Source organism: Pseudomonas sp. LAIL14HWK12:I7 (genome assembly GCF_000483465.1).
GTDB classification, from domain to species: domain Bacteria; phylum Pseudomonadota; class Gammaproteobacteria; order Pseudomonadales; family Pseudomonadaceae; genus Aquipseudomonas; species Aquipseudomonas kermanshahensis.
The window spans coordinates 122,039-143,289 of sequence record NZ_AXYZ01000016.1 but is presented as its reverse complement, the minus strand read 5'-3'; the positions used below and the strand labels follow the sequence as shown (position 1 = coordinate 143,289).

General features: G+C 64.1%; 21 protein-coding genes and 1 pseudogene. 16 read left to right on the top strand and 6 right to left on the bottom strand.

Annotated elements, in window-relative coordinates; translation table 11 throughout:
* The first annotated feature begins 75 nt into the window (after window positions 1–75).
* Window positions 76–1,431 (top strand): 8-oxoguanine deaminase, encoded by a 1,356-nt coding sequence (locus D886_RS0116635; protein ID WP_027594982.1) that lies wholly within the window; start codon window positions 76–78, stop codon window positions 1,429–1,431.
* 83 nt (window positions 1,432–1,514) lie between these two features.
* Window positions 1,515–2,462: an adenosine deaminase gene (locus tag D886_RS0116630; RefSeq protein ID WP_027594981.1), complete on the top strand. Its 948-nt coding sequence runs from the start codon at window positions 1,515–1,517 to the stop codon at window positions 2,460–2,462.
* A 19-nt stretch (window positions 2,463–2,481) separates the two neighbouring features.
* Here the strand turns inward: D886_RS0116630 and D886_RS0116625 are convergent, their stop codons facing one another.
* Complete coding sequence (locus D886_RS0116625; protein ID WP_027594980.1) at window positions 2,482–3,195, bottom strand: helix-turn-helix transcriptional regulator; 714 nt, start codon at window positions 3,193–3,195, stop codon at window positions 2,482–2,484.
* Window positions 3,196–3,722: 527 nt separating this feature from the next.
* Here D886_RS0116625 and D886_RS28595 point away from each other — a divergent pair.
* Window positions 3,723–3,920, top strand: coding sequence for a hypothetical protein (locus D886_RS28595; RefSeq protein WP_081717509.1), 198 nt, complete (start codon window positions 3,723–3,725; stop codon window positions 3,918–3,920).
* On the opposite strand, the gene D886_RS0116615 is transcribed toward D886_RS28595, so the two are convergent.
* A complete protein-coding gene (locus D886_RS0116615; RefSeq protein WP_027594978.1) occupies window positions 3,871–5,052 on the bottom strand; it encodes a multidrug effflux MFS transporter in 1,182 nt (393 codons plus the stop codon). The genes D886_RS28595 and D886_RS0116615 overlap by 50 nt on opposite strands.
* 112 nt (window positions 5,053–5,164) lie before the next feature.
* A complete protein-coding gene (locus D886_RS0116610) occupies window positions 5,165–5,362 on the bottom strand; it encodes a heavy-metal-associated domain-containing protein (RefSeq protein WP_027594977.1) in 198 nt (65 codons plus the stop codon).
* Window positions 5,363–5,504: 142 nt separating this feature from the next.
* On the opposite strand from D886_RS0116610, the gene D886_RS0116605 reads away from it, so the two are divergent.
* From D886_RS0116605 to D886_RS28875, 5 genes and pseudogenes are all read left to right on the top strand, one after another.
* Window positions 5,505–5,891, top strand: a complete 387-nt coding sequence (locus tag D886_RS0116605) for a hypothetical protein (protein WP_027594976.1) — start codon at window positions 5,505–5,507, stop codon at window positions 5,889–5,891.
* Between the two features lie 52 nt (window positions 5,892–5,943).
* Window positions 5,944–8,343, top strand: coding sequence for a heavy metal translocating P-type ATPase (locus D886_RS0116600; protein WP_027594975.1), 2,400 nt, complete (start codon window positions 5,944–5,946; stop codon window positions 8,341–8,343).
* Entirely contained in the window at window positions 8,340–8,750 is a 411-nt protein-coding gene (gene cueR, locus D886_RS0116595) for a Cu(I)-responsive transcriptional regulator (protein ID WP_027594974.1), read from the top strand. Before D886_RS0116600 ends, cueR begins: the two co-directional genes overlap by 4 nt.
* A gap of 171 nt (window positions 8,751–8,921) precedes the next feature.
* Window positions 8,922–10,007: pseudogene (locus tag D886_RS28880) on the top strand (cache domain-containing protein); the annotation flags it as partial.
* A 90-nt stretch (window positions 10,008–10,097) separates the two neighbouring features.
* On the top strand, window positions 10,098–10,865 hold the full coding sequence (locus D886_RS28875; protein ID WP_371098032.1) for a methyl-accepting chemotaxis protein: 768 nt from the start codon (window positions 10,098–10,100) through the stop codon (window positions 10,863–10,865).
* A gap of 105 nt (window positions 10,866–10,970) precedes the next feature.
* Here D886_RS28875 and D886_RS0116585 read toward each other — a convergent pair whose 3' ends face one another.
* Both D886_RS0116585 and D886_RS0116580 read right to left on the bottom strand, forming a co-directional pair.
* Window positions 10,971–11,750, bottom strand: a complete 780-nt coding sequence (locus tag D886_RS0116585; protein ID WP_027594972.1) for a helix-turn-helix transcriptional regulator — start codon at window positions 11,748–11,750, stop codon at window positions 10,971–10,973.
* Window positions 11,751–11,938: 188 nt separating this feature from the next.
* Window positions 11,939–13,216 (bottom strand): acetyl-CoA C-acetyltransferase, encoded by a 1,278-nt coding sequence (locus tag D886_RS0116580; RefSeq protein ID WP_027594971.1) that lies wholly within the window; start codon window positions 13,214–13,216, stop codon window positions 11,939–11,941.
* A gap of 118 nt (window positions 13,217–13,334) precedes the next feature.
* Here D886_RS0116580 and D886_RS0116575 point away from each other — a divergent pair, with 118 nt between their 5' ends.
* The 8 genes from D886_RS0116575 (at window position 13,335) to D886_RS0116540 (ending at window position 19,460) form a co-directional block, all read left to right on the top strand.
* Complete coding sequence (locus D886_RS0116575; RefSeq protein ID WP_027594970.1) at window positions 13,335–14,687, top strand: 3-oxoacyl-ACP reductase; 1,353 nt, start codon at window positions 13,335–13,337, stop codon at window positions 14,685–14,687.
* A gap of 2 nt (window positions 14,688–14,689) precedes the next feature.
* On the top strand, window positions 14,690–15,541 hold the full coding sequence (locus tag D886_RS0116570; protein ID WP_027594969.1) for a MaoC/PaaZ C-terminal domain-containing protein: 852 nt from the start codon (window positions 14,690–14,692) through the stop codon (window positions 15,539–15,541).
* A gap of 62 nt (window positions 15,542–15,603) precedes the next feature.
* Window positions 15,604–15,909, top strand: a complete 306-nt coding sequence (locus D886_RS0116565) for a MazG-like family protein (protein WP_027594968.1) — start codon at window positions 15,604–15,606, stop codon at window positions 15,907–15,909.
* A complete protein-coding gene (locus tag D886_RS0116560; protein WP_027594967.1) occupies window positions 15,906–16,655 on the top strand; it encodes a methyltransferase in 750 nt (249 codons plus the stop codon). The genes D886_RS0116565 and D886_RS0116560 overlap by 4 nt, the downstream gene beginning before the upstream one ends.
* Before the next feature lie 22 nt (window positions 16,656–16,677).
* The gene (locus D886_RS0116555; protein WP_027594966.1) at window positions 16,678–17,313 is read left to right on the top strand and encodes a DUF4136 domain-containing protein; all 636 of its coding nucleotides are present in this window, start codon (window positions 16,678–16,680) and stop codon (window positions 17,311–17,313) included.
* Between the two features lie 19 nt (window positions 17,314–17,332).
* A complete protein-coding gene (locus tag D886_RS0116550) occupies window positions 17,333–17,902 on the top strand; it encodes a DUF4136 domain-containing protein (protein WP_027594965.1) in 570 nt (189 codons plus the stop codon).
* A gap of 191 nt (window positions 17,903–18,093) precedes the next feature.
* Complete coding sequence (locus D886_RS0116545) at window positions 18,094–18,564, top strand: prepilin peptidase (protein WP_027594964.1); 471 nt, start codon at window positions 18,094–18,096, stop codon at window positions 18,562–18,564.
* A 119-nt stretch (window positions 18,565–18,683) separates the two neighbouring features.
* A complete protein-coding gene (locus D886_RS0116540) occupies window positions 18,684–19,460 on the top strand; it encodes a response regulator transcription factor (RefSeq protein WP_027594963.1) in 777 nt (258 codons plus the stop codon).
* A 56-nt stretch (window positions 19,461–19,516) separates the two neighbouring features.
* Here the strand turns inward: D886_RS0116540 and D886_RS0116535 are convergent, their stop codons facing one another.
* The gene (locus D886_RS0116535) at window positions 19,517–21,190 is read right to left on the bottom strand and encodes a ShlB/FhaC/HecB family hemolysin secretion/activation protein (protein WP_027594962.1); all 1,674 of its coding nucleotides are present in this window, start codon (window positions 21,188–21,190) and stop codon (window positions 19,517–19,519) included.
* Window positions 21,191–21,251: the final 61 nt, after the last annotated feature.

Here is a 21,251-nt window from a genome sequence, read left to right as displayed (position 1 = left end):
GTGGCGGACCTGGATCAGCAGACAGGGCAACACTGAGCTGGCTAACCTGAACCCACTTTCAGAGGAGCCGGCACCATGCCTGCGACCCGTATCTGGTTGAAATCCCCCCTTGCCATCTTCACTGCCAACGGCGCCGACGCCCGTGGCGGGCTGGTCATCGAAGACGGCCGCATCACACAACTCCTGGCCCTTGGCGAAAGCCCCAGCCAACCGTGCGACCAAGTGTTCGATGCCCGCGAACATGTGGTAACCCCCGGCCTGATCAACACCCATCACCACTTCTACCAGACGCTGACCCGCGCCTGGGCACCGGTGGTCAACCAACCGCTGTTCCCTTGGCTGAAGACGCTGTACCCGGTATGGGCACGCCTCACCCCCGCGAAGCTGGCGCTGGCCAGCCAGGTGGCACTGGCTGAACTGCTGCTGTCGGGCTGCACGACTGCGGCCGATCACCATTACCTGTTCCCGCAAGGCCTGGACAACGCCATCGACGTGCAAGTCGAAGTGGTGCGCAAGCTGGGCATGCGCGCGATGCTGACCCGCGGCTCCATGAGCCTTGGCGAAGACGACGGCGGCCTGCCACCCCAGCAAACGGTGCAACAGGGTGAAGTGATCCTGGCCGACAGCCAGCGGCTTATCCACAGCTACCACGAGCGCGGCGAAGGTGCGCAGATCCAGATTGCCCTGGCACCCTGCTCGCCCTTCTCGGTCACGCCCGAGATCATGCGGGCCAGTGCCACGCTTGCCGAGGAACTGGACGTGCGGCTGCACACCCACCTGGCAGAGACCCTTGATGAGGAAGACTTCTGCCTGCAGCGTTTCGGCCTGCGCACCGTGGACTACCTGGACAGCGTCGGCTGGCTCGGCCCACGCACTTGGCTGGCTCACGGCATCCACTTCAATGGCGACGAAATCGCCCGTCTGGGCGCGGCCGGCACCGGTATTTGCCACTGCCCGAGCTCGAACATGCGCCTGGCCTCGGGCATCTGCCCAACCGTCGACCTTGAAGCCGCCGGTGCCCCCGTGGGCCTGGGCGTAGACGGTTCGGCCTCCAACGACGCCTCCAACATGATCCTCGAAGGCCGCCAAGCGCTGTACCTGCAGCGCTTGCGCTATGGCGCCGAGCAGATCACCCCAGAGCGTGCCCTGGGTTGGGCCACGCGCGGCTCGGCGCGCCTGCTGGGGCGCCAGGACATTGGCGAGCTGGCCGTCGGCATGCAAGCCGACCTGGCGTTGTTCAAGCTCGACGAACTGCGCTTCTCTGGCAGCCATGACCCGCTGTCGGCGCTGCTGCTGTGCGGCGCCGACCGCGCCGACCGAGTCATGGTCGGTGGCCAGTGGCGGGTCATCGATGGGCAAATCGAAGGCCTGGATATCCAGGGCCTGATCGCCGATCACCGCCAGGCGGCCGCGCAGCTCATCGCCGGTTGAGGCAACACAGGGCCTGGCCGGGCGCAATGCCTGGCCAGGCCCTGTAGAATGGCGGCAACCGTACCTGATCGAGATAACCAACTATGTATGACTGGTTGAACGCCCTGCCCAAGGCCGAACTGCACCTGCACCTGGAGGGTTCGCTGGAGCCCGAGCTGCTGTTTGCCCTGGCCGAGCGCAACAAGATCGCCCTGCCTTGGGACGATGTCGAAACCTTGCGAAGCGCCTACGCCTTCAACAACCTGCAGGAATTTCTCGACCTTTATTACCAAGGCGCGGATGTCTTGCGTACCGAGCAAGACTTCTACGACCTGACCTGGGCTTACCTGCAACGGTGCAAGGCGCAGAACGTCATCCACACCGAACCCTTCTTCGACCCGCAAACCCACACAGACCGCGGTATCCCCTTCGAGGTGGTGCTCAACGGCATCAACCAAGCGCTCAAGGATGGCCGGGACCAACTGGGCATCAGCAGTGGCTTGATCCTTAGCTTCCTGCGCCACCTCAGCGAAGACGAAGCGCACAAGACCTTGGACCAGGCACTGCCGTTCCGCGATGCCTTCATTGCCGTAGGCCTGGACAGCTCCGAAATGGGCCACCCGCCGAGCAAGTTCCAGCGTGTGTTCGACCGCGCCCGCAGCGAAGGCTTTGTCGCCGTTGCCCACGCCGGTGAAGAAGGCCCGCCTGAATACATCTGGGAAGCCCTGGACCTGCTGCACATCAAGCGTATCGACCACGGCGTACGCGCCATCGAAGACGAGCGCCTGATGCAACGCATCATCGACGAGCAGATCCCACTGACCGTCTGCCCGCTGTCGAACACCAAGCTCTGCGTGTTCGACCACATGAGCCAGCACAACATCCTGGACATGCTCGAACGCGGGGTGAAGGTCACCGTCAACTCTGACGACCCGGCCTACTTCGGCGGCTACGTCACCGAAAACTTCCATGCCTTGCATACCCACCTGGGCATGACCGAAGACCAAGCGCGCCGCCTGGCGCAAAACAGCCTGGACGCGCGACTGGTCTGATCAGCCGTTGGCGTTGCGGTTACCCAACCTGCAACGTCTGCACGCGGGCAATGCGATTGATCTGCTGGATGCCCAGCGCCGAGATATGCAAAGCCCGCGTGTCCTCCGATTCGCGCATCCAACCCGACTGCAGAAACAGCCTGAACAAGGCCTGCCCCAGAACGCCGCCCAAGTGTGGCCCCTGGTTGTTCCAGTCAGTGCAACGGCAGATCACACACCCCCGTTGCTGGTGCGGCGCCAAGGCATCTATGTAGACGCCGACCAGCGCCAGTTCTGCCCGCCCTTGCTCACTGACCACCAGTTGCCGGTCAGTGCCCTCCAACCAGCCCGCCACCACCAGACGGTGATACAACTCCCCGGCCAGCTCGCCGCCGAGGTGGTCACCGCAGCGCCGCGCCCTGCGTATCGACATCGGCAACTGCAAGGCTGCCGCCTCGGGCTGGTCGTCTCTGGCGCTGCCCAACTGCACGCTGGCCAGTGCTTCCACCGCTGCCCCTACCTGAGGCGTGGCCAGGCGGAAGTAGCGTTTGCGGCCCCGTGCCTCATGCCGCAGCAAACCCGCCGAAGACAGCAACGAGAGGTGGGCGCAGGCGGAAGATGAGGTCAGCCCGGTCATCATCGCGAGCTCGTTCGCCAGCCGTGGGGTGCCGTCGATCAGCGCCCACAACATGGCGCTGCGCTTGGGGTCGGCCATCAGGCTGGCGATCTGGCTGATACTGCTGACTGCGTTCATGTCCCTGTAACTCCCTGCACGTTTTTATATGGATGCAATGGCCAACCCTGGCACTGGGATCGCCTGCCTGACAGTCGCCGGCCCTGAGAGGGAAACCCTGCTCGCTGGCATCGGCGCTGGTCGCCAGTATAAGCCGCAGAAACCCCCTCTCAGGGCGCTAGCCGCTTCAGCCCACCTGTCAGAAGTCCACTGGGTATACCTACCCATGAGAGATGATGTGACTGTGCAGTGAGACCGCCCAATACCCCGCAGTTGAGCAGTGCCCCAGCACTCAGCGGGACAGAGGCAGGTCATGAGCTCTATTCGCCCTGTGCAGGTTCGGACGCGACCGACAAGCAGCTTCCATAAATAGCGCAAACAAAAGCGAAGCTTCTACATGCCTCCAGGTATTACACCCGGCGCATGACGGTCAGGAGGGAAGAACAGGGGGGAAATGACCGTCAGTCAGACCACGGATGCCGGTCATGGCAGGCACAGGGCACAGCGCTACACTTCTTCCGCTCACACCCCATTGGAGGTATGCCGCGATGAAAATTGTCGTCAGTGCGTCGAGCCGCAACCCCGTTTGCCCTTGGCAGGTTCAGCTCGACCAACACGTGGTGAGTTTCCGCAGCGAGGCCGAGGCGCGTGCCTTCGTCGCCACATTGGAAACCCGCCTGCAGGCGCCTCACCCGCTTATGCAGGACGCCTGGCCTGCAAACGCCGGGTCAGCAGCGCGACACTGACCACCAGCGCCCCGCACAGGCTGATCACCAGTGTCATCGGCACCGCACTGCCATCGTGCAACAGCCCGACCAACGCCGCCGCGCCTGCGGCGACACTGAATTGCAGGCAGCCCATCAGCGCCGAGGCGCTGCCTGCGCGTGCGCCCTGCCCGCTCATGGCGCAGGCCGACGCATTGGGGATGATGCAACCCAGGCTGGCGATACACACGAACAACGGCACCAACAGCGGCCACAACTGGCTCGGCCGCAGTGCTGCGACGCCCAGCAATACCAAACCTGCAGCCAGGTACATCCATACAGCACGCACCAGCAGGAAGGCTGGGCCGCGCTTGGCCAGCAAACGGGCATTGACCTGCGCCACGAGGATAAAGCCCGCCGCGTTGGTGCCGAATAACCAGCCATAGTGCTCGGCAGGTACGCCATATAACTTGATGAAGACGAATGGCGACCCCGCGATGTAGGCAAACATACCGGCAATGGCAATACCACCGGTCAAGGCATGGCCAAGAAACACCCGGTCATTGAACAAACGCAGGTACTGGCGCAGCGCCCCGGACAGCGGCTGGCGCGGCATGTCCGCCGGCAGGCTTTCCGGCAGGCCCAGGCTGACCGCCAGCAGGCAGGCCGCGCTGAACAGGCTCAGGACGAGGAAGATCGACTGCCAACCGGCCAGGTTCACCAACACCCCGCCAAGCATTGGCGCCAGGATCGGCGCCAGGCCCATCACCAGCATCAACTGCGAGAACACCTTGGCCGACGCCACCGGGTCGCACTTGTCGCTGACGATCGCCCGCGACAGCACCATCCCGGCACAACCGCCCAGGGCCTGGACGAACCGCGCCAGGACCAGGGTGTCGAGGTTGGGGGCATAGGCACAGGCCAGCGACGCCAGGGTAAACAGCGCCACGCCGAACAACAGCGGCTTACGCCGCCCAAAGCGGTCGGCCACCGGGCCATAGGCCAACTGCCCGATGGACAGGCCAAGGAAGTAGGCGGCCAAGGTGGCCTGAACGTGTTTTTCATCGGTGGCGAAAGCCTGCGCCATGGCCGGGAAGGCGGGCAGGTAAAAGTCGATCGCCAAAGGCCCGAACGCACTCAATGCGCCCAGGATGAGCACCATTCGCAGGTTCATCAGGAATCCATAGCAGGCTAAGCAAGTGCGTAAGTCTACCTGCTAAGGACTCGACCAGCATGAAAAGATTTGCGACAAAACCGGGGGCCTCATGTGCCCCCGGCGCAGGGCTTCACGCCAGCTCGGCCTGGTAGCCCTCGTCACGAATCGCGGTAAGGATCTGCTCCACCGCCATGGCACTCTGCACCCGCACCTGCTTGCCCGCCAGGTCGACCTCGACCTTGGCATCGGCGTCCTGCCCCTGCACCGCACGGGTCACCGCTTTGACGCAATGGCCACAGGTCATGCCTTGTACATTGAACACTTGCATAGGGTTGCCTCCTTCAGGTTTTCACGCAGTTTCAAGCTTGCCATCGGGGCAAGGTCAAGCCCCTGCGCGCGTCCGGGCTGGAAATCCGCGCTCACGTCGGCCAAGCTGCGCCTTTGACGATCAGGCAAGCAGGAGATTCATCATGTTCAGGGCAGCATTGGGCGTCGTCGGGCTTTTGAGCGCGCTGGCTGCGGTGCCACCGGCCAACGCCGAAGGCAACTCGGACTACAGCGTACTGATCATTTCGCGGGAACGCCTGGAAGTGGCCACCAACTGCGAAATCGGCGTGTACCTCAACGATCAGCTCTCCGGGCGCGTATTCCAGGAGCAATCGACCGCCTTCAACCTGCCGCCAGGCCCTGTGGATATACGCCTGCGCCTACTGCCAGGGCAGACCCCCGGTTGCGCCCCCGGTATCGAAGACCAGCGCAGCACACGTTTGAACCTGCAGGCGGGCCAGATCAACAAATACCGGATTGCCATGGGCCACAATGGGCTGGAATTGAAGCGCGCCGGCCTAGGCTATTGACCTTGCCTACGTGGCAAGGTTGATGCTGGAGGCCAATCCAAGGAGGACAGCCATGCCCGCATCCACCACCTTCGACCTGCCGATTTCCGGCATGACCTGCGCCAGCTGTGCTGGCCGGGTCGAGCGCGCCCTGCGCAAGGTCGATGGCGCTGAACAGGTCAGCGTCAACCTCGCCACCGAACAGGCCCGGGTCCAGGCCCCGGCCAGCAGCCTGCCGGCCTTGCTCGACGCCGTGCGTGAAGCCGGCTATGGCGTGCCCACCCGTACTGTCGAGTTGCAGATTGGCGGCATGACCTGCGCCAGTTGCGTCGGCCGCGTCGAACGCGCACTCGGCAAACTGCCTGGGGTCGAGCAGGTCAGCGTTAACCTGGCCAGCGAACGCGCGCACCTCGAGGTGCTCGCGGCCCTCGACGACAGCCTGCTGATCGACGCCGTGCAAAAGGCCGGCTACAGCGCCAGCCTGCCGCACGCAGGCCACGATGATCAGCGCGATGCCCAGCGCCGCCTGCGCAACGAACGCCTGGCGGTCGGTGCCGCCTTGCTGCTGGCCCTGCCACTCGTCTTGCCCATGTTGGTTCAGCCCTTCGGCCTGCACTGGATGCTGCCCGCCTGGGCGCAGTTCCTGCTGGCTACGCCCGTACAGTTCATTCTCGGTGCACGCTTTTACGTGGCCGCCTATAAGGCCGTGCGTGCCGGCGCCGGCAACATGGACCTGCTGGTGGCCCTTGGCACCAGTGCCGGTTACGGCCTGAGCCTGTACCAATGGGCACAAGCCCCTGCCGGCATGGTTCCGCACCTGTATTTCGAAGCCTCGGCCGTGGTCATTGCCTTGGTCTTGCTGGGCAAGTACTTGGAGAGCCGCGCCAAACGCCAGACCGCCAGCGCCATTCGGGCCCTTGAAGCACTGCGCCCCGAACGCGCGGTGCGCGTGGTCGATGGCCGCGAAGAAGACGTGGCCATCGCCCAACTGCGTGTGGGTGACCTGGTCGTGGTCAAACCCGGTGAACGCTTCCCAGTCGATGGCGAAGTCGAGGAAGGCAGCAGCCATGCCGACGAGGCCTTGATCAGCGGCGAGAGCCTGCCAGTGCCCAAGCAGCCTGGCGACCCCGTCACCGGTGGCGCCATCAATGGTGAAGGGCGGCTGCTGGTGCGCACCCAGGCATTGGGTACCGAAACCGTGCTGGCCCGGATCATCCGCCTGGTCGAAGATGCCCAGGCGGCCAAGGCGCCTATCCAGAAGCTGGTGGACCGGGTCAGCCAGGTATTCGTCCCCGCCGTACTGGTGATCGCGCTGATCACGCTGATCGGCTGGTGGCTGGCCGGTGCCCCGCTGGAAACCGCGCTGATCAACGCGGTCGCCGTGCTGGTGATTGCCTGCCCCTGTGCACTCGGCCTGGCAACGCCAGCGGCGATCATGGCCGGCACCGGTGTCGCCGCCCGCCACGGCATCCTGATCAAGGACGCCGAAGCCCTGGAGCGTGCCCATGCGGTAAACCGGGTCGTGTTCGACAAGACCGGTACCCTGACGTCCGGCAGCCCACGCGTGGTCCACAGCCAGGCACTGGTCGGTACCACCGCCGAGCTGCACCGCTTGGCCGGCGCCCTGCAGCGCGGCAGTGAGCACCCATTGGCCAAGGCCGTGCTGGAGGCGTGCGCCGAGCAGCAACTGGATGTGCCAACAGTCGTCGACAGCCAGTCGCTGACCGGGCGTGGTATCGCCGGGCGGGTTGATGGCCGTGACTTGGCCCTGGGTAATCGTCGCCTGCTCGACGAGAGCACGCTGCAGCCCGGCGGCTTGGCCGCCAAAGCCCACGCGTGGGAGGCTGAAGGGCGTACGCTGTCCTGGCTGATCGAGCGCGGCGCGCAACCTCGCGTGCTGGGCCTGTTCGCCTTCGGCGACAGCCTCAAACCGGGCGCGAAGCAGGCTATCGATAGCCTGCACGCACAACACATCAGCAGCCACCTGCTGACCGGCGACAACCGCGGCAGCGCCAAGGTGGTTGCCGACGCCCTCGGGATCGACGACGTGCATGCCGAAGTGCTGCCTGCCGACAAGGCTGCCACCGTGACGGCACTGAAACAGGACGGCGTGGTGGCGATGGTAGGCGACGGCATCAACGATGCCCCGGCCCTTGCCGCTGCCGACATCGGCATCGCCATGGGCGGTGGCACCGACGTGGCCATGCAGGCCGCCGGCATCACCCTGATGCGCGGCGACCCACGCCTGGTACCCGCAGCCCTGGAGATCAGCCGCAAGACCTACGCGAAAATCCGCCAGAACCTGTTCTGGGCGTTCATCTATAACCTGGTCGGTATTCCCCTGGCCGCGCTGGGTTACCTCAACCCGGTACTCGCCGGCGCCGCCATGGCCCTGTCCAGCGTCAGCGTGGTCAGCAATGCGCTGTGGCTCAAGACCTGGAAACCCACCAGCAGCTCCCAGGAGGCCCCATGAACATCGGCCAGGCCGCCCGCCGCAGCGGGCTCAGCACCAAGATGATCCGCTACTACGAGTCCATCGGCCTGCTCAAGCCAGCCACCCGCAGTGACAGCGGCTACCGCCTTTACCAGCCAGAAGACCTGCACAGCCTGGCCTTCATCAAGCGCTCCCGCGACCTGGGCTTTTCTCTGGAAGAGGTCGGCAAGTTGCTGACCCTCTGGCAAGACCGGCAACGGGCCAGTGCCGACGTCAAGGCGCTGGCCATGCAACATATCGATGAGCTGAACCGGCGCATAGAAGAGCTGGTGAGCCTGCGCGACACCCTCAGCGACCTGGTCTCCCACTGCCAGGGAGACGAGCGGCCGGACTGTCCGATCCTGAAGGATTTAGCAAACGGAAACGTTGGCGGATGTTGCCGCTGAGGCTCGCCACGACGCTTTGGTATGCCATATTCGCCTAAACACGACCGAATCATCGCCTAGTGCGACATTCCCTAATAAATACGGGCATTTGCCTTCATCTAATCCCGGACGCTGCCGATGCAGTAACTACCTGCCTCGTGTGTCGACAACAAAAAAATTCCGGGAGCGTCGATGAGCATCAAACAGAAACTGACCTGGGCATTCGCGGTCATCGCCGGCTTGCCCATCGTCCTCGTGGCCACCTTGGTGGTCCTCAACCTGCGCGGCGAAGCCCGCGACGGATTCCTCGACAGCAGCAGCCGGGAAATTCGCCAGGTCAGCAACGCGATGAACATCTTCTTCCAGGGCATCAACCAGAACGTCGAATACCTGGCCTCGCAACCCATGATTGCGGCCACGGGCAACAACCTGAACAAGTTCATGAGTGCCAACCCATCGTATGAGCTGGGCGAGCAGGACAAGCAGGTGCTTGAGTTCTTCACCCGCCTGGCCGATTCCCACCCAGGCTACGCCTACCTTTCCTACGGTGTCAGCGACGGCGGCTATGTCGGCTGGCCCGCGGGGCAGAAGTTCGTCAACTACGACCCCCGCCCTCGCCCGTGGTACCAGTTGGCCATGGCCAACCCTGGCAAAACCCTGCGTACCGGCGCCTATTACTGGGCCGCCGACGACGCCGTGCTGGTCAGCACCGTGCGCGCCGTGGCCAACCAGCTGGGTAACCCGGGTGGCGTGGTCAACATCGATGTGTCGCTCAAGGGCCTGACCCAGATCGTCCAGCAGATCAAGCTGGGTGAAAGCGGCTACCTGATGCTGGTGGAAAACAACGGCAACGTGATGGTCGACCCACGTGACGCCAGCCACAACTTCAAGCAACTGGGCAGCTTCGGTAACGGCTATGCCGACCTGGCCAAGGCAGGTAAAGGGCTGGTCGAAGTCGAGCTCAATGGCGTGCGCTACATGGCCAACATCTACCCCGACGAGCAACTGGGCTGGACCTTCATCGGCCTGATCGAGCAAAGCGAAGTGATGCAGACCACCACCCGCCTGACGTGGTTGATCGGCACCATCGCACTGGTGCTGGCCGCGCTGTTCGCCGTGGTCGGTACGGCGTTCGCCAAGCTGATCGTGCGCCCGATCAACAGCGTCACCAGCGGCCTGGAAGACATCGCCCAGGGCGAAGGCGACCTGACCCGCAACCTGGAAGTGCGCGGGCGCGACGAAACCGCCCAACTGGCCAGCTGGTTCAATCAGTTCCTCGGCGCGATCCGCAGCCTGATCCAGCACATCGGCTCTGCCGCCAGCAAGATCCTCAGCACCTCCACCAGCTCGACCCGGGTGTCCAGTGACATGGCCGAGGCGGCCGGCCGCCAGCGCGAAGCCGTGGACATGGTCTCTACCGCCTTCCACGAAATGGTCGCCACCGCCAACGAAGTCGCCCGCTCTTGCAGCCAGGCGGCGCAGTCGGCCGACAGTGGCCAGCAGCAAGCCCGTGAAGGCCAGCAGCAGATCGATGCAGCCGTGAACAGCGTCGACCGCCTGAGCCAGGAGATCGAGCAATCGGCCCAGTCGATTCAGCAGCTGGAACGCGACAGCAACGCCATCCAGTCGATCCTCGGCACCATTCGCTCGATTGCCGAGCAGACCAACCTGCTGGCCCTCAATGCCGCGATCGAGGCCGCCCGCGCCGGTGAACAGGGCCGTGGCTTCGCCGTCGTCGCCGATGAAGTGCGGGCGCTGGCCAAGCGTACCGCCGACTCCACCGCCGAGATCGATGGCCTGCTGGGCAACCTGGCCAGCCGCACCGCCGAAGTTGCCGAACAGATGCACGCCAGCCTGGAAGTGTCGCAGCAGTCGGTCAGCCGCATCGGCCTGGCCCGCGACAGCTTTGGCCAGATCCGTGAGTCGGTGGACGTGATTCGCGACATGAACACGCAGATCGCCACGGCAGCGGAAGAGCAGCATCAGGTGGCCGAGGACATCAACCGGCACATCAGCCAGATCCATGGCGATGCGCAACTGGTGGCCGAACTGGCCCAGGCTGCGCGCCAAGACTCCGAAAGCCTGGCAGGGTTGTCCAACGAGCTGGATTCGCTGGTACGACGCTTCCGCACCTGACAGCGCAAGCGACCTGTAGGAGCAGCCTTGTGCTGCGAAGAGGCCGGTGACAACAGCATAGTTTTTCGCTGCAATCACTGGCCTCTTCGCAGCACAAGGCTGCTCCTACAGTTTCAGCTCCCCAGGGGTCGCCCCAAACAACTGCTTGAACGCCGCGATGTAAGCCGAAGTCGAGTCATACCCACACCCCAACGCGGCCTCCGTTACATTCTCCCCCGCCTCCAGCAACGCCAGCGATGACAGCAGCCGCATGCGCTGACGCCAGTTGCGAAAGCTCAACCCCGTCTCACGCTGAAACAGCCGCATCAGCGTCTTCTCCGAACACTCCAGTTGCAGCGCCCATTGCTGCAAGGTCTGGGCTGTATCCGGTGCCGCGATCAGGCCATTACACAACGCCAGCAACCCCGGATGACGCGGGAGGGGCAACGAGAACCCGACTTCCGGCAACGTGCGCAACTGGTCAAGCAGCACCGCGACCAATCGCGATTCGGCGCTGTCGGCTTCCGGGTAATCCGCCGGGAACAGGCAGAACTGCTTGATCAACTCCCGCGCCAGCGGCGTCACCTCCAGCACCCGGCAGTGCTCCGGCGCCCACGGGCAGGCATCGCGGCGCACGTACAGGCTGCGCATTTCGGCCTGCATCGACGTTACTACCTCGTGTTCGGCGTCCGCCGGGATCCACACACCCCACTGAGGGGGCGCGAAATAGCTGCCATCGCGGGTATAGACGCCGAGAACGCCACTAATGGCGTAGGAAAACTGCACCCAGTCGTGCTGATGGCGAGTGGTCCAGGAGCCGGCCCCGAGGCTTTCGGCACGGGCATAAAGGGGCCTGGGCAGGTGGTCGAGCGCCGGGATAGCCCGGGGATGTCCGATGATCGGCATGGCAGTTTCTTGTAGTTCTGATCGGACAAGCCTACCAGTTACGCGACATGACTGTGACACCTGCCCCGTCCTTCTTCGCGGGGGCTGCTGTGCAGCCCATCGCCGGCAAGCCAGCTCCCACAGGGCTCAACGCTGCACTTGTAGGAGCTGGCTTGCCGGCGATGGGCGCGTAGCGCCCCCCCACCTGATCACCGTTCGACGATGACCGTCACCCCTTGCCCACCTGCCGCGCAAATCGATATCAAACCGCGGCCCTTCCCCGCCGTGGCCAGCAGCTTCGCCAGGTGGGCCAATATTCGTCCCCCGGTCGCCGCAAACGGGTGCCCCGCCGCCAGCGAGCTGCCCTTTACGTTGAGCTTGCTACGGTCGATTGCCCCAAGCGGTGCGTCCAGCCCCAGGCGATCACGGCAGTACTCCGCATCCTCCCAGGCCTTGAGGGTGCACAGCACCTGGGCGGCGAAGGCTTCGTGAATCTCGTAGTAGTCAAAATCCTGCAGGCTCAACCCATTGCGCGCCAACAGGCGCGGCACTGCGTACACCGGCGCCATCAACAACCCTTCACGGCCCGTGACGAAATCCACCGCTGCGGTCTCGCCGTCAACCAGGTAGGCCAACACCGGAAGCCCCTGTGCCTGCGCCCATTCCTCCGTGCCCAACAGCACCAGCGATGCGCCATCGGTCAAAGGGGTGGAGTTGCCTGCGGTAAGCGTGCCCAGCCCGCTGCGGTCGAATGCCGGTTTGAGCTTGGCCAGTTGCTCCAAGGTCAGGTCCGGCCGCAGGTTGTTGTCACGGCTAAGCGCCAGGAAGGGCGTGAGCAGATCATCCTGCCAGCCTTCGGCATAGGAGGCCGCAAGCCGCTGATGGCTAAGCAAGGTCAGTGCATCCTGCTCGGCGCGGTCGATCCGCCAGGCCTGCGCCATGCGCTCGCAATGCTCGCCCATCGACAGGCCTGTGCGCGGTTCGCCATTGCGCGGCAACTCAGGCTTCAGGTGACCGAGGCGCAACTTCAGGAACGGCTTCAGCCGTTCACCCAGGCTTTTGCCGCGGTTAGCCTCCAGCAGTATGTGGCGCAACCCTTCGTTAACGGCAATCGGCGCATCGGAGGTGGTGTCGACACCGCCCGCGATGCCGCTGTCGATCTGCCCAAGGGCAATCTTGTTGGCCACCAGCAAGGCCGCCTCCAGCCCCGTGCCGCAGGCCTGCTGGATGTCGTAGGCCGGCGTGCGCGGCGACAAACGCGAACCGAGCACGCATTCGCGGGTCAGGTTCATGTCACGGGAGTGCTTCAGCACCGCGCCCGCCACCACTTCGCCCAACTGCAGCCCATGCAAGCGGTAACGCTCGATCAGGCCCTCCAGAGCGACGGTCAGCATCGCCTGGTTGCTGGCGGTGGCGTAGGCACCATTGGAACGGGCGAACGGGATTCGGTTGCCGCCAATGATCGCGACCCGGCGAGGTGAACGCATGCGCATGTTCCTCCTGAAACAATTTAAACCGTACAGCCTAGGTGTTTTTACCGCATTCGAACGACCTTGCCACAAAGTTGGTCCACACTTTCAAGCTTGCCTTCAGGGAGACCCACTCATGAGCGATCGCTACCTCGGCTTTGCCAACTCCAACCTCGGCCGCCGCCTTGTGGATGCCCTTGGCCTGCCACACCCGGCCCCGCTGGAGCGCTGGCAGGCAGGCCGCCTGCGCCCGGTAGAGGGTGCCCTGGTACTGGGTGGCGGGCCACTGACGCGCCAGGTCGAGGCCATCGCCCCACGCCTCACCGACGAACTCTACAGCTTCAATGCCGAAGGGTTACAGGCGCCGGCCTGGGTTGCAGGTCTTGGGCCGAAGCTCAAAGCCGTGGTGTTCGATGCCACTCACCTGTCCGACAGCGATGAATTGAAGCAGTTGCGCGAATTTTTCCAGCCGTTGCTGCGCAGCCTGGCGCCCTGCGCCCACGTAGTGATCCTCGGGCGCGCACCGGAAGGCCTCGACGACCCATTGGCCAGTGTCACGCAACGGGCGCTCGAAGGGTTCAGCCGCTCGCTGGCCAAAGAGCTGCGCAACGGCGCGACCGCACAGTTGCTGTATATCGGCCAAGGCGCTGAAGACCAATTGGAAGGTGCCCTGCGCTTCTTCCTTTCGCCCAAGAGCGCGTTCATTTCTGGCCAGGTGCTGCGCCTTGAAGCCTGCGCCAGCCAGGTCGAGGACTGGACGCGCCCGCTTGGCGGCCGACGCGCCTTGGTGACCGGCGCTGCACGCGGTATCGGCGCGGCGATTGCCGAAACCCTGGCGCGGGACGGCGCCGAGGTGCTGCTGCTGGATGTGCCGCAAGCCCGGCAAGACCTCGAAGCCCTCGCCGCGCGGCTGGGCGGCAAGGCACTGGCGCTGGACATCTGCGCCAATGACGCCGCAGCGCAGTTGCTCGAAGCGCTGCCCGGGGGTATCGACATCGTGGTGCACAACGCCGGCATCACCCGCGACAAGACCCTGGCCAACATGACCCCCGAATATTGGGATGCGGTGATGGCCGTGAACCTCAAGGCACCGCAGGTACTCACCCAGGCACTGTATGACGCAGGCGCGCTCGGCGAGAACGCACGCATCACGCTGCTGGCGTCGGTCAGCGGCATTGCCGGTAACCGCGGGCAGGCCAACTATGCGGCGAGCAAGGCCGGCTTGATCGGCTTCGCTCAGGCCTGGGCGGCAAAACTCGCAGCGCAGGGTGCCAGCATCAATGCCGTGGCCCCCGGCTTCATCGAAACGCACATGACCGCCGCCATGCCGATGGGGCTGCGCGAGGCCGGGCGCCGCTTGAGCTCACTGGGCCAAGGCGGGCGGCCACAAGACGTCGCCGAGGCCATTGCCTGGCTCAGCCAGCCCGGCTCCGGCGCGGTCAATGGCCAGGTGCTGCGGGTCTGTGGCCAAGCACTGATGGGGGCCTGACCATGAGCCGACACTGGCACGACCTGCACGCCCCGGACTCACGCGCGAGCCTTTACCTGCGTGCGGCCAGCAAGCGCAAGATCAGCGGCGACAAGCTGCCCGACGAAGGCCTGCGCTGCGTGATGCGGGTTCAGCCCGACAACCTGGCAGCCTACCGCCGACTCTGTCACTTCACCGACGATGGCCGCCTGCCCGCTACTTATCCCCATGTGATGGCCTTCCCCCTGCAATTGCAGCTGCTGACGGCGCACAGCTTCCCCTTCCCCTTGCTCGGGCTGGTGCATCTGCAGAACCGCATCGAGGTGTTGCGGCCACTGGGCGGCATCGATGCATTACGTTTCGCCGTCTACGCCGACAACCTGCAACCCCACGCCAAGGGCGCCACCTTCGACCTCATTACGGAAGCCGAAGATGCCCTGGGCCTGCTCTGGCGCGAATGCAGCCGCACGCTGGTACGCGGGCTACGCCTGGAGGGCCAGGCCAGCGAGCAAACAGACAGCGCGCCTGACCCACTGGCAGAGGCGAGCCGCTGGTATGCCGACAGCGATATCGGCCGGCGTTACGCCAAGGTCTGTGGCGACTACAACCCGATTCACCTGAGCGCCGCCAGTGCACGACTGTTCGGGTTCCCCAAGGCCATTGCCCATGGCATGTGGAGCAAAGCCATGACACTGGCGGCCCTGCGCGGGCACCTGCCGAACAGCGGCTACAGCTTCGAGGTGGAGTTCCGCAAACCGGTGCGATTGCCTTCAGAGGTGGTGCTCAGTGCCAGCGAAGCCGGGCCAGAAGGTGAACTACGGCTGGATGGGCAGGGTGAGTTGCTGCACATGGTTGGCCGTTGGGGTGGCCTGTAGGCGCAGGCCTCTTGCTTTGCATCGGGCCTGCGCCGAAGCTATGCGGCATTAGGAGACCCCCGATGAACCTGCAAGAACTCACCGAACGCCTGCACCGGATCCGCGACAACAACGATTGGCGCGGCTTCCACAGCCCGAAGAACCTGGCCATGGCCGCCAGCGTTGAAATGGCCGAACTGGTCGAAATCTTCCAGTGGCTGAGCGAGGACCAATCCCGCCAGCTGCCTGCCGACACACTCGCCCACGCCGGCCAAGAGGTGGGCGATGTGGTGCTCTACCTGTTGCTGCTGTGCAGCGAGCTGGGCCTGGACATGGACCAGGTGGTAAGGGCCAAGCTGGCCGACAGTGAAAGGCGCTTCGCCCGATGAACGACCGTCACTTCGATGAACTGGCCACCCGCTTCGCCGAGAAAATCTACGGCGGTGCCAAGGGCGCCATTCGCCTGGCCGTGCTGCAGGCCGACCTGGCCGAAACCTTGCCCGATCGCCCGCTGCGCATACTCGACATCGGTGCAGGCCTGGGCCACATGGCCCTGTGGCTGGCACAACGCGGCCATCACCTTACCCTCGCCGAACCCGCCGCGCCCATGCTCGACGGTGCCCGCGCGCGCTTTGCCGAGGCCGGCCAGACGGCCACCTTCATCCAGGCGCCGTGGCAGGACCTGCTTGGCCAGCTGACCGAACCCTACGACCTGGTGCTGTGCCACGCCGTGCTCGAATGGCTGGCCGAACCCGAAAGCATCCTGCCCGTGCTGCACCAGCTCACTGCGCCCAGCGGGTGGCTTTCGCTGGCGTTCTACAACCGCGACGCACTGGTCTACCGCAACCTGCTCAAAGGCCATTTCCGCAAACTGCGCAGCAACCGCCTGGAAGGTGAAAAGCAGAGCCTGACCCCGCAGAAACCCCTTGATCCGCGTGAGCTCAAGGCGCAACTTGATCCTATGTGGCAGGTCGAAAGCGAGAGTGGCGTCAGGGTGTTCCACGACTACATGCCCAAGGAGTTCCAAGCCAAGGCCGAAATACTCGACCTGCTGGAAATGGAACTGGCCCACCGCCGACACCCAAGCTTTGCCGGGCTCGGTCGCTACCTGCACTGGATCTGCCGCCCCCGCTGACCCCGCCCGCCGGGAGGAATACATGCCGTACCGTCTGTTGTGCCTGGCCCTGCTGCCCCTTGCCCTGGCTGCCTGCCAGGGCAGCAACCCGTATGTCGCCAGTAGCCGCCCCTTACCGCCCGCCCCTGCGCAGGCGGCCACCACCTTCGATGCCAGTGCCTACCCGACACCCGCCCGCGACTACGGGCACTACCGCAGCTGGAGCTGGCGTGACGGCCAGTTGCCCAGCGGCACAGCCAATGCCGACCCGGCACAACTGGCCGATGCCATCAGCGGCGCGCTCGACCAGCATGGCCTGCGCCCTGCCCGGGGCAGCGCCGGCGATTTGCTGGTGAGCGCCGACATGCGCCTGGAAAAACGCCTGCGCCAAGTACGTGACTACGACACCTACGACCCCTACTACGGCCCCTACCCCTACGGCAGTGTGGGTTACGGCGGCTACCGCAACGGCTACGGTGCCTATGCCAGCACGCCGATCGTGCGCACCTACGAGGTGGAGGTGATGGTGGTCCGCATCGACCTGTACGACGCTCGCAGCGGCCAGCCAGTGTGGAGCGCCAGTGCTGAAAGCAACAGCGACAAGGACTCGCCGCGTGATCGCGAAAGCGCCTTGCGTGATTCGGTGCACAAGGCGCTCAGCGGCTATCCTCCCAGTTAACGTTTAACGGAGAACCATCATGTTGCGCCGTCTCGTTCTACTGTCATTCGCGCTGGTGCTCACGGCCTGCTCGAGCAACAACGTCCAGCAGGATTTCGACGCCAGCCGCGATTTTGCCGCCTACCGCAGCTGGGCGTGGCAGGAACCCGGCTTGCAATACCGCCCGGACGACCCTCGCATCAAAAGCGACCTGACCGAGCAGCGCATTCGCCAGGCCGTGGCCGACCAGCTCGACCAGCGCGGCCTGCGCCCGGCACAGGGCAATGCGCGGCCTGACCTGAAAGTGCGCGCCTACCTCATCGTCGAGCAGCGTCAGCAGCAGATCACTACCAACTATGGCGGTGGCTGGGGTGGTTACTGGGGAGGCTACTGGGGCGGGCCGATGTACAACGAAACCCGCAGCGTCGACTACAAGGTCGCCACCATCCAGGTCGACATGTTCGATGGGCGGGACGACAAGCTGGTCTGGCGTGGCAGCGCTGAACAGATCATGAACAATTACCCGCCAAGCCCGGAAGAACGTAACAACGCGATCCAGAATACGGTGACCAATGTGCTGAGCAACTACCCACCCGGCAGCAAGAAGTAATGCGCCGAGGCCCATCGTCGGCTTGCCGGCGATGGGCCAACACAGGCACCGTCAGCTGCGACATCTTCTGATCCCGTCACGCCTTTTTCCCTTCCCGCCGCGCCCGCTTGCAACTTCGCGTCTACCCTGAATTCAAGGAAACCTGACTGACCGGGTAGAAGTGTTCAACAATTAGGGAAGGCGACCTGCCAATGCAAAGCATTGTTCTTCTGATGTGGCTTGCCTTGTGCTCCGAACAGGATGTGCGTCAACGGCAGATCTCCAACGCACTGACCCTGGGCGTCGCTGCCTGCGCCCTGGCCTGGCTGTTCGCCACCGGCCACAGCTGGATCGGTGCCGACGCCAGCGACGCCGGTTGGGCGCTGGCCATCGTCATGCTGCTGACGTTACCCGGCTATATGCTCGGGCGTTTCGGCGCCGACGACGTCAAATTGATGGGCGCCCTGGCGCTCGCCACCAGTCCTCAATATGTGCTCGGCACGTTCATTGGCGCGGGTATCACCGTCGTGCTCTGGCTGCTGTCGCGTCGCCGCCTGTGGACCTTGCTCAACCCTAAGGTCAAGAAGCGCTTGCAGGCTCTGACGGAGCAAATGGGCGACAAACAGGCCTTCGTACCTTACGTCCTGGCGGGCTTTATGCTGACAGCGGTATGGATCCAATAATCATCCCTGTTGTCCTATAACTTGTACGGACCTTGTACAGAATTGCCAACTGCGACTACTTTTAAGCTGCCGGAGTGTCTAGCCCGGGAGCAGGGCCGATTACGAACAGGGAGTTGATCGTGAACAAGCCGTCCAGTGAAGTGAAGGTGCTGGTGGTCGATGACCAGCCATTGATCGTCGAACAATTGTGTGAATACCTCGAAAGCCAGGGCCACGTGTGCGTCCCAGCCCATTCCACTGCCCAAGCCATCGAGCGCTACTCGGCTGACCAAAAGATTGGCTTGGTGCTGTGCGACCTGCACATGCCCGAGCGTGATGGCATTGAGCTGGTCCACGCCTTGAAGGAACTCGCCGGCAACAAGCGTATGTTCGAAGCCATCATGCTGACCGGTCGTGCCGACAAGCAGGACGTGATCCGCGCCTTGCGCGCGGGCTTTGTCGACTATTACCAAAAACCGGTAGATTTCAACGAGCTGCTCGAAGGTTTGCGCCGTCAGGAAGAGGCTCTGCTGGAGCGTCAGCGCAACATGAAAGACCTCGGTGGCCTCAACCAGCGCCTGCAGGACCTGGCAGAGTCGGTCGACGAGCTCTACCACGACCTGGAAAAGGCCCGCGGCCAAGGCGTGCACCGCCGTGCCAGCGATGTCGAAGAAAGTGAAAACGAGCTGCCCGCCGTATTCGAGAAGCTGTCGCCGCGTCAACTGGAAGTGGCCCGCCTGGTGAGCAAAGGCAAGACCAATTACCAAATTGCCTGTGAACTGGGCATTACCGAGAACACCGTGAAACTCTACGTTTCTCAAGTGCTGCGCCTGACCCACATGCACAACCGCACGCAGCTGGCGCTCGCGCTGACGCCGAGTTCTTCACCGGTGCATCAGCGCTTTACCGCTCATTGAAAGACTGGCCTGTCAGCGGCATCCGAGTTGCCGTTGATAGGCCATCAGCCCCAGGCTCATTCCATCTGGTAGGTAAGGCTTAGCGTCACGCGTGGCCCGCGGCTCAGGCTATCCAGGGCAACATCGGCCAAGGGCTTCGCGACCTCCACCGCCAAATTGAAGTAGCGCCCATCCCCCAACCGCAGCCCCAGCGCCGCGGACGCCATGTGGGCATCCTCGACATTGCTGCGGTTGTACCAGGCCTGCGCAGCATCGAGTACCGCATAGGGTTGCAGCACCTTCAGCCAGTTGCCGTTGTGCCGAACACGGTAGCCAAGCTCGTACGCTACCCCCCACCCCTTGTCCCCCGCTGCCTGGTCGCGTGGATAACCGCGGCCGAAAGTTTGCCCGCCAAACACCGCCCGCTCGCTGTCGGGCAGTGTGTCGTCACTCCAGTACAGGGCACCAGACGCCACCCCCTGCCAATCATTGAACAACGCGTCGCTCTGCAACCCCGAGAGGCGAAAACGCAGAAAGTCCAGGTCATAGTCGGCGTCGCTGCGTGCCCCCAGGTAATCCAGGCCTTGATAGACGCCAGCACTGACGATACGCAAGCGGCGATCGTCGGCCTTGCGCCAATTGCCTTCAAATGACACCGCGCGTACGTAGCTGTCGTACTCGTGAGACGGCGACAGCCCCGCAGGCCGATCTTCGAGGTGCTCACTGATCGCGTAGAAGCGCCCCGCCACCGTCATCCACTCATCCGCCTTGACGATCAGCGGCTGGCCAAGGCCAACCGAATAACGCTCGCTATCACGCCGCTGAGTCAAATCGCTGCCGTCCTCCAGCCGAATTCGGGTGCCCGGCGTGCTGCGATAGCGCGAAGCAGACACCAGCAACTGGCTGCCTTCAGCATCCAGGTACTGGCTGTAGTCCAACCGCTGGTAATGCGCCTGGTCATCGCCGGGCGGCAACAACACGCTTGCCTGGAACTGCTCGGCATAGCGGGTCTGGGCGTTGCTGGTGACGGTGAACAGCGCCTGGGCGTCCTCACGGCTGCCATCGCTTACGGTAACGCCAGTGGCGAACGGCGTACGCCGCGCGTGGACCGTCAGCTGAGCGGCGCCCTCAGGCGACTGCGCCGCAGCCAATTCAGCGTCCACCGCCACGCCGGGGAGGCGCTCGGCGAGGCCCAGGTAGCGATCGAGTGTTTCCCGCGTTAGCGGGCGTTCCGCCTGCAAGCGCTGCAGCAACTGCTGCAGGTAGGTGCGGGCCGAGCCGATGTCGCCTTCCAGCCGGTACCCGTGGATATAGCCCTCGACCAACACCACCTCAACACGGCCGTCAGCGACATCCTGCGGCGGGAGGTAAGCGTACGACAGCAGGTAGCCTTCTTGCCGGTAACGTTGAGTAAGGCGCGCGGTGAACTGCTGCAACTCGCCCAGCGTGGTTTCACGCCCGATCAACGGCTGGTAGTGGTCACGCAGGTCACTCAAAGGGAACACCGTCCCCCCTTCGAAGCGCACCTTGTGCAACACCAGGCGGGTCTCCAGCGGCGCCCAGCCTGCCGCGCTGGCGTTCGGCAGCGCCAGCCGCAGGTGTGGGGCAAGTGGGCGGTAGGTGTCCAGCGGCAGGTTGGCGGCGGGCAGGCGACGCTCGTTTTCGTGGCTGTCGAGAAAGCCCGGCAACGGCTCTGCGCGGGCCACCAAGGCCCAGGGCAGCAACAAAAGAGGCATGACCAGAGGACGCATTGGACGCTCCATGATCCCTCGTGTACCGGGGCGCCAGCCGGTCACACCCGTCTTGTGCAAA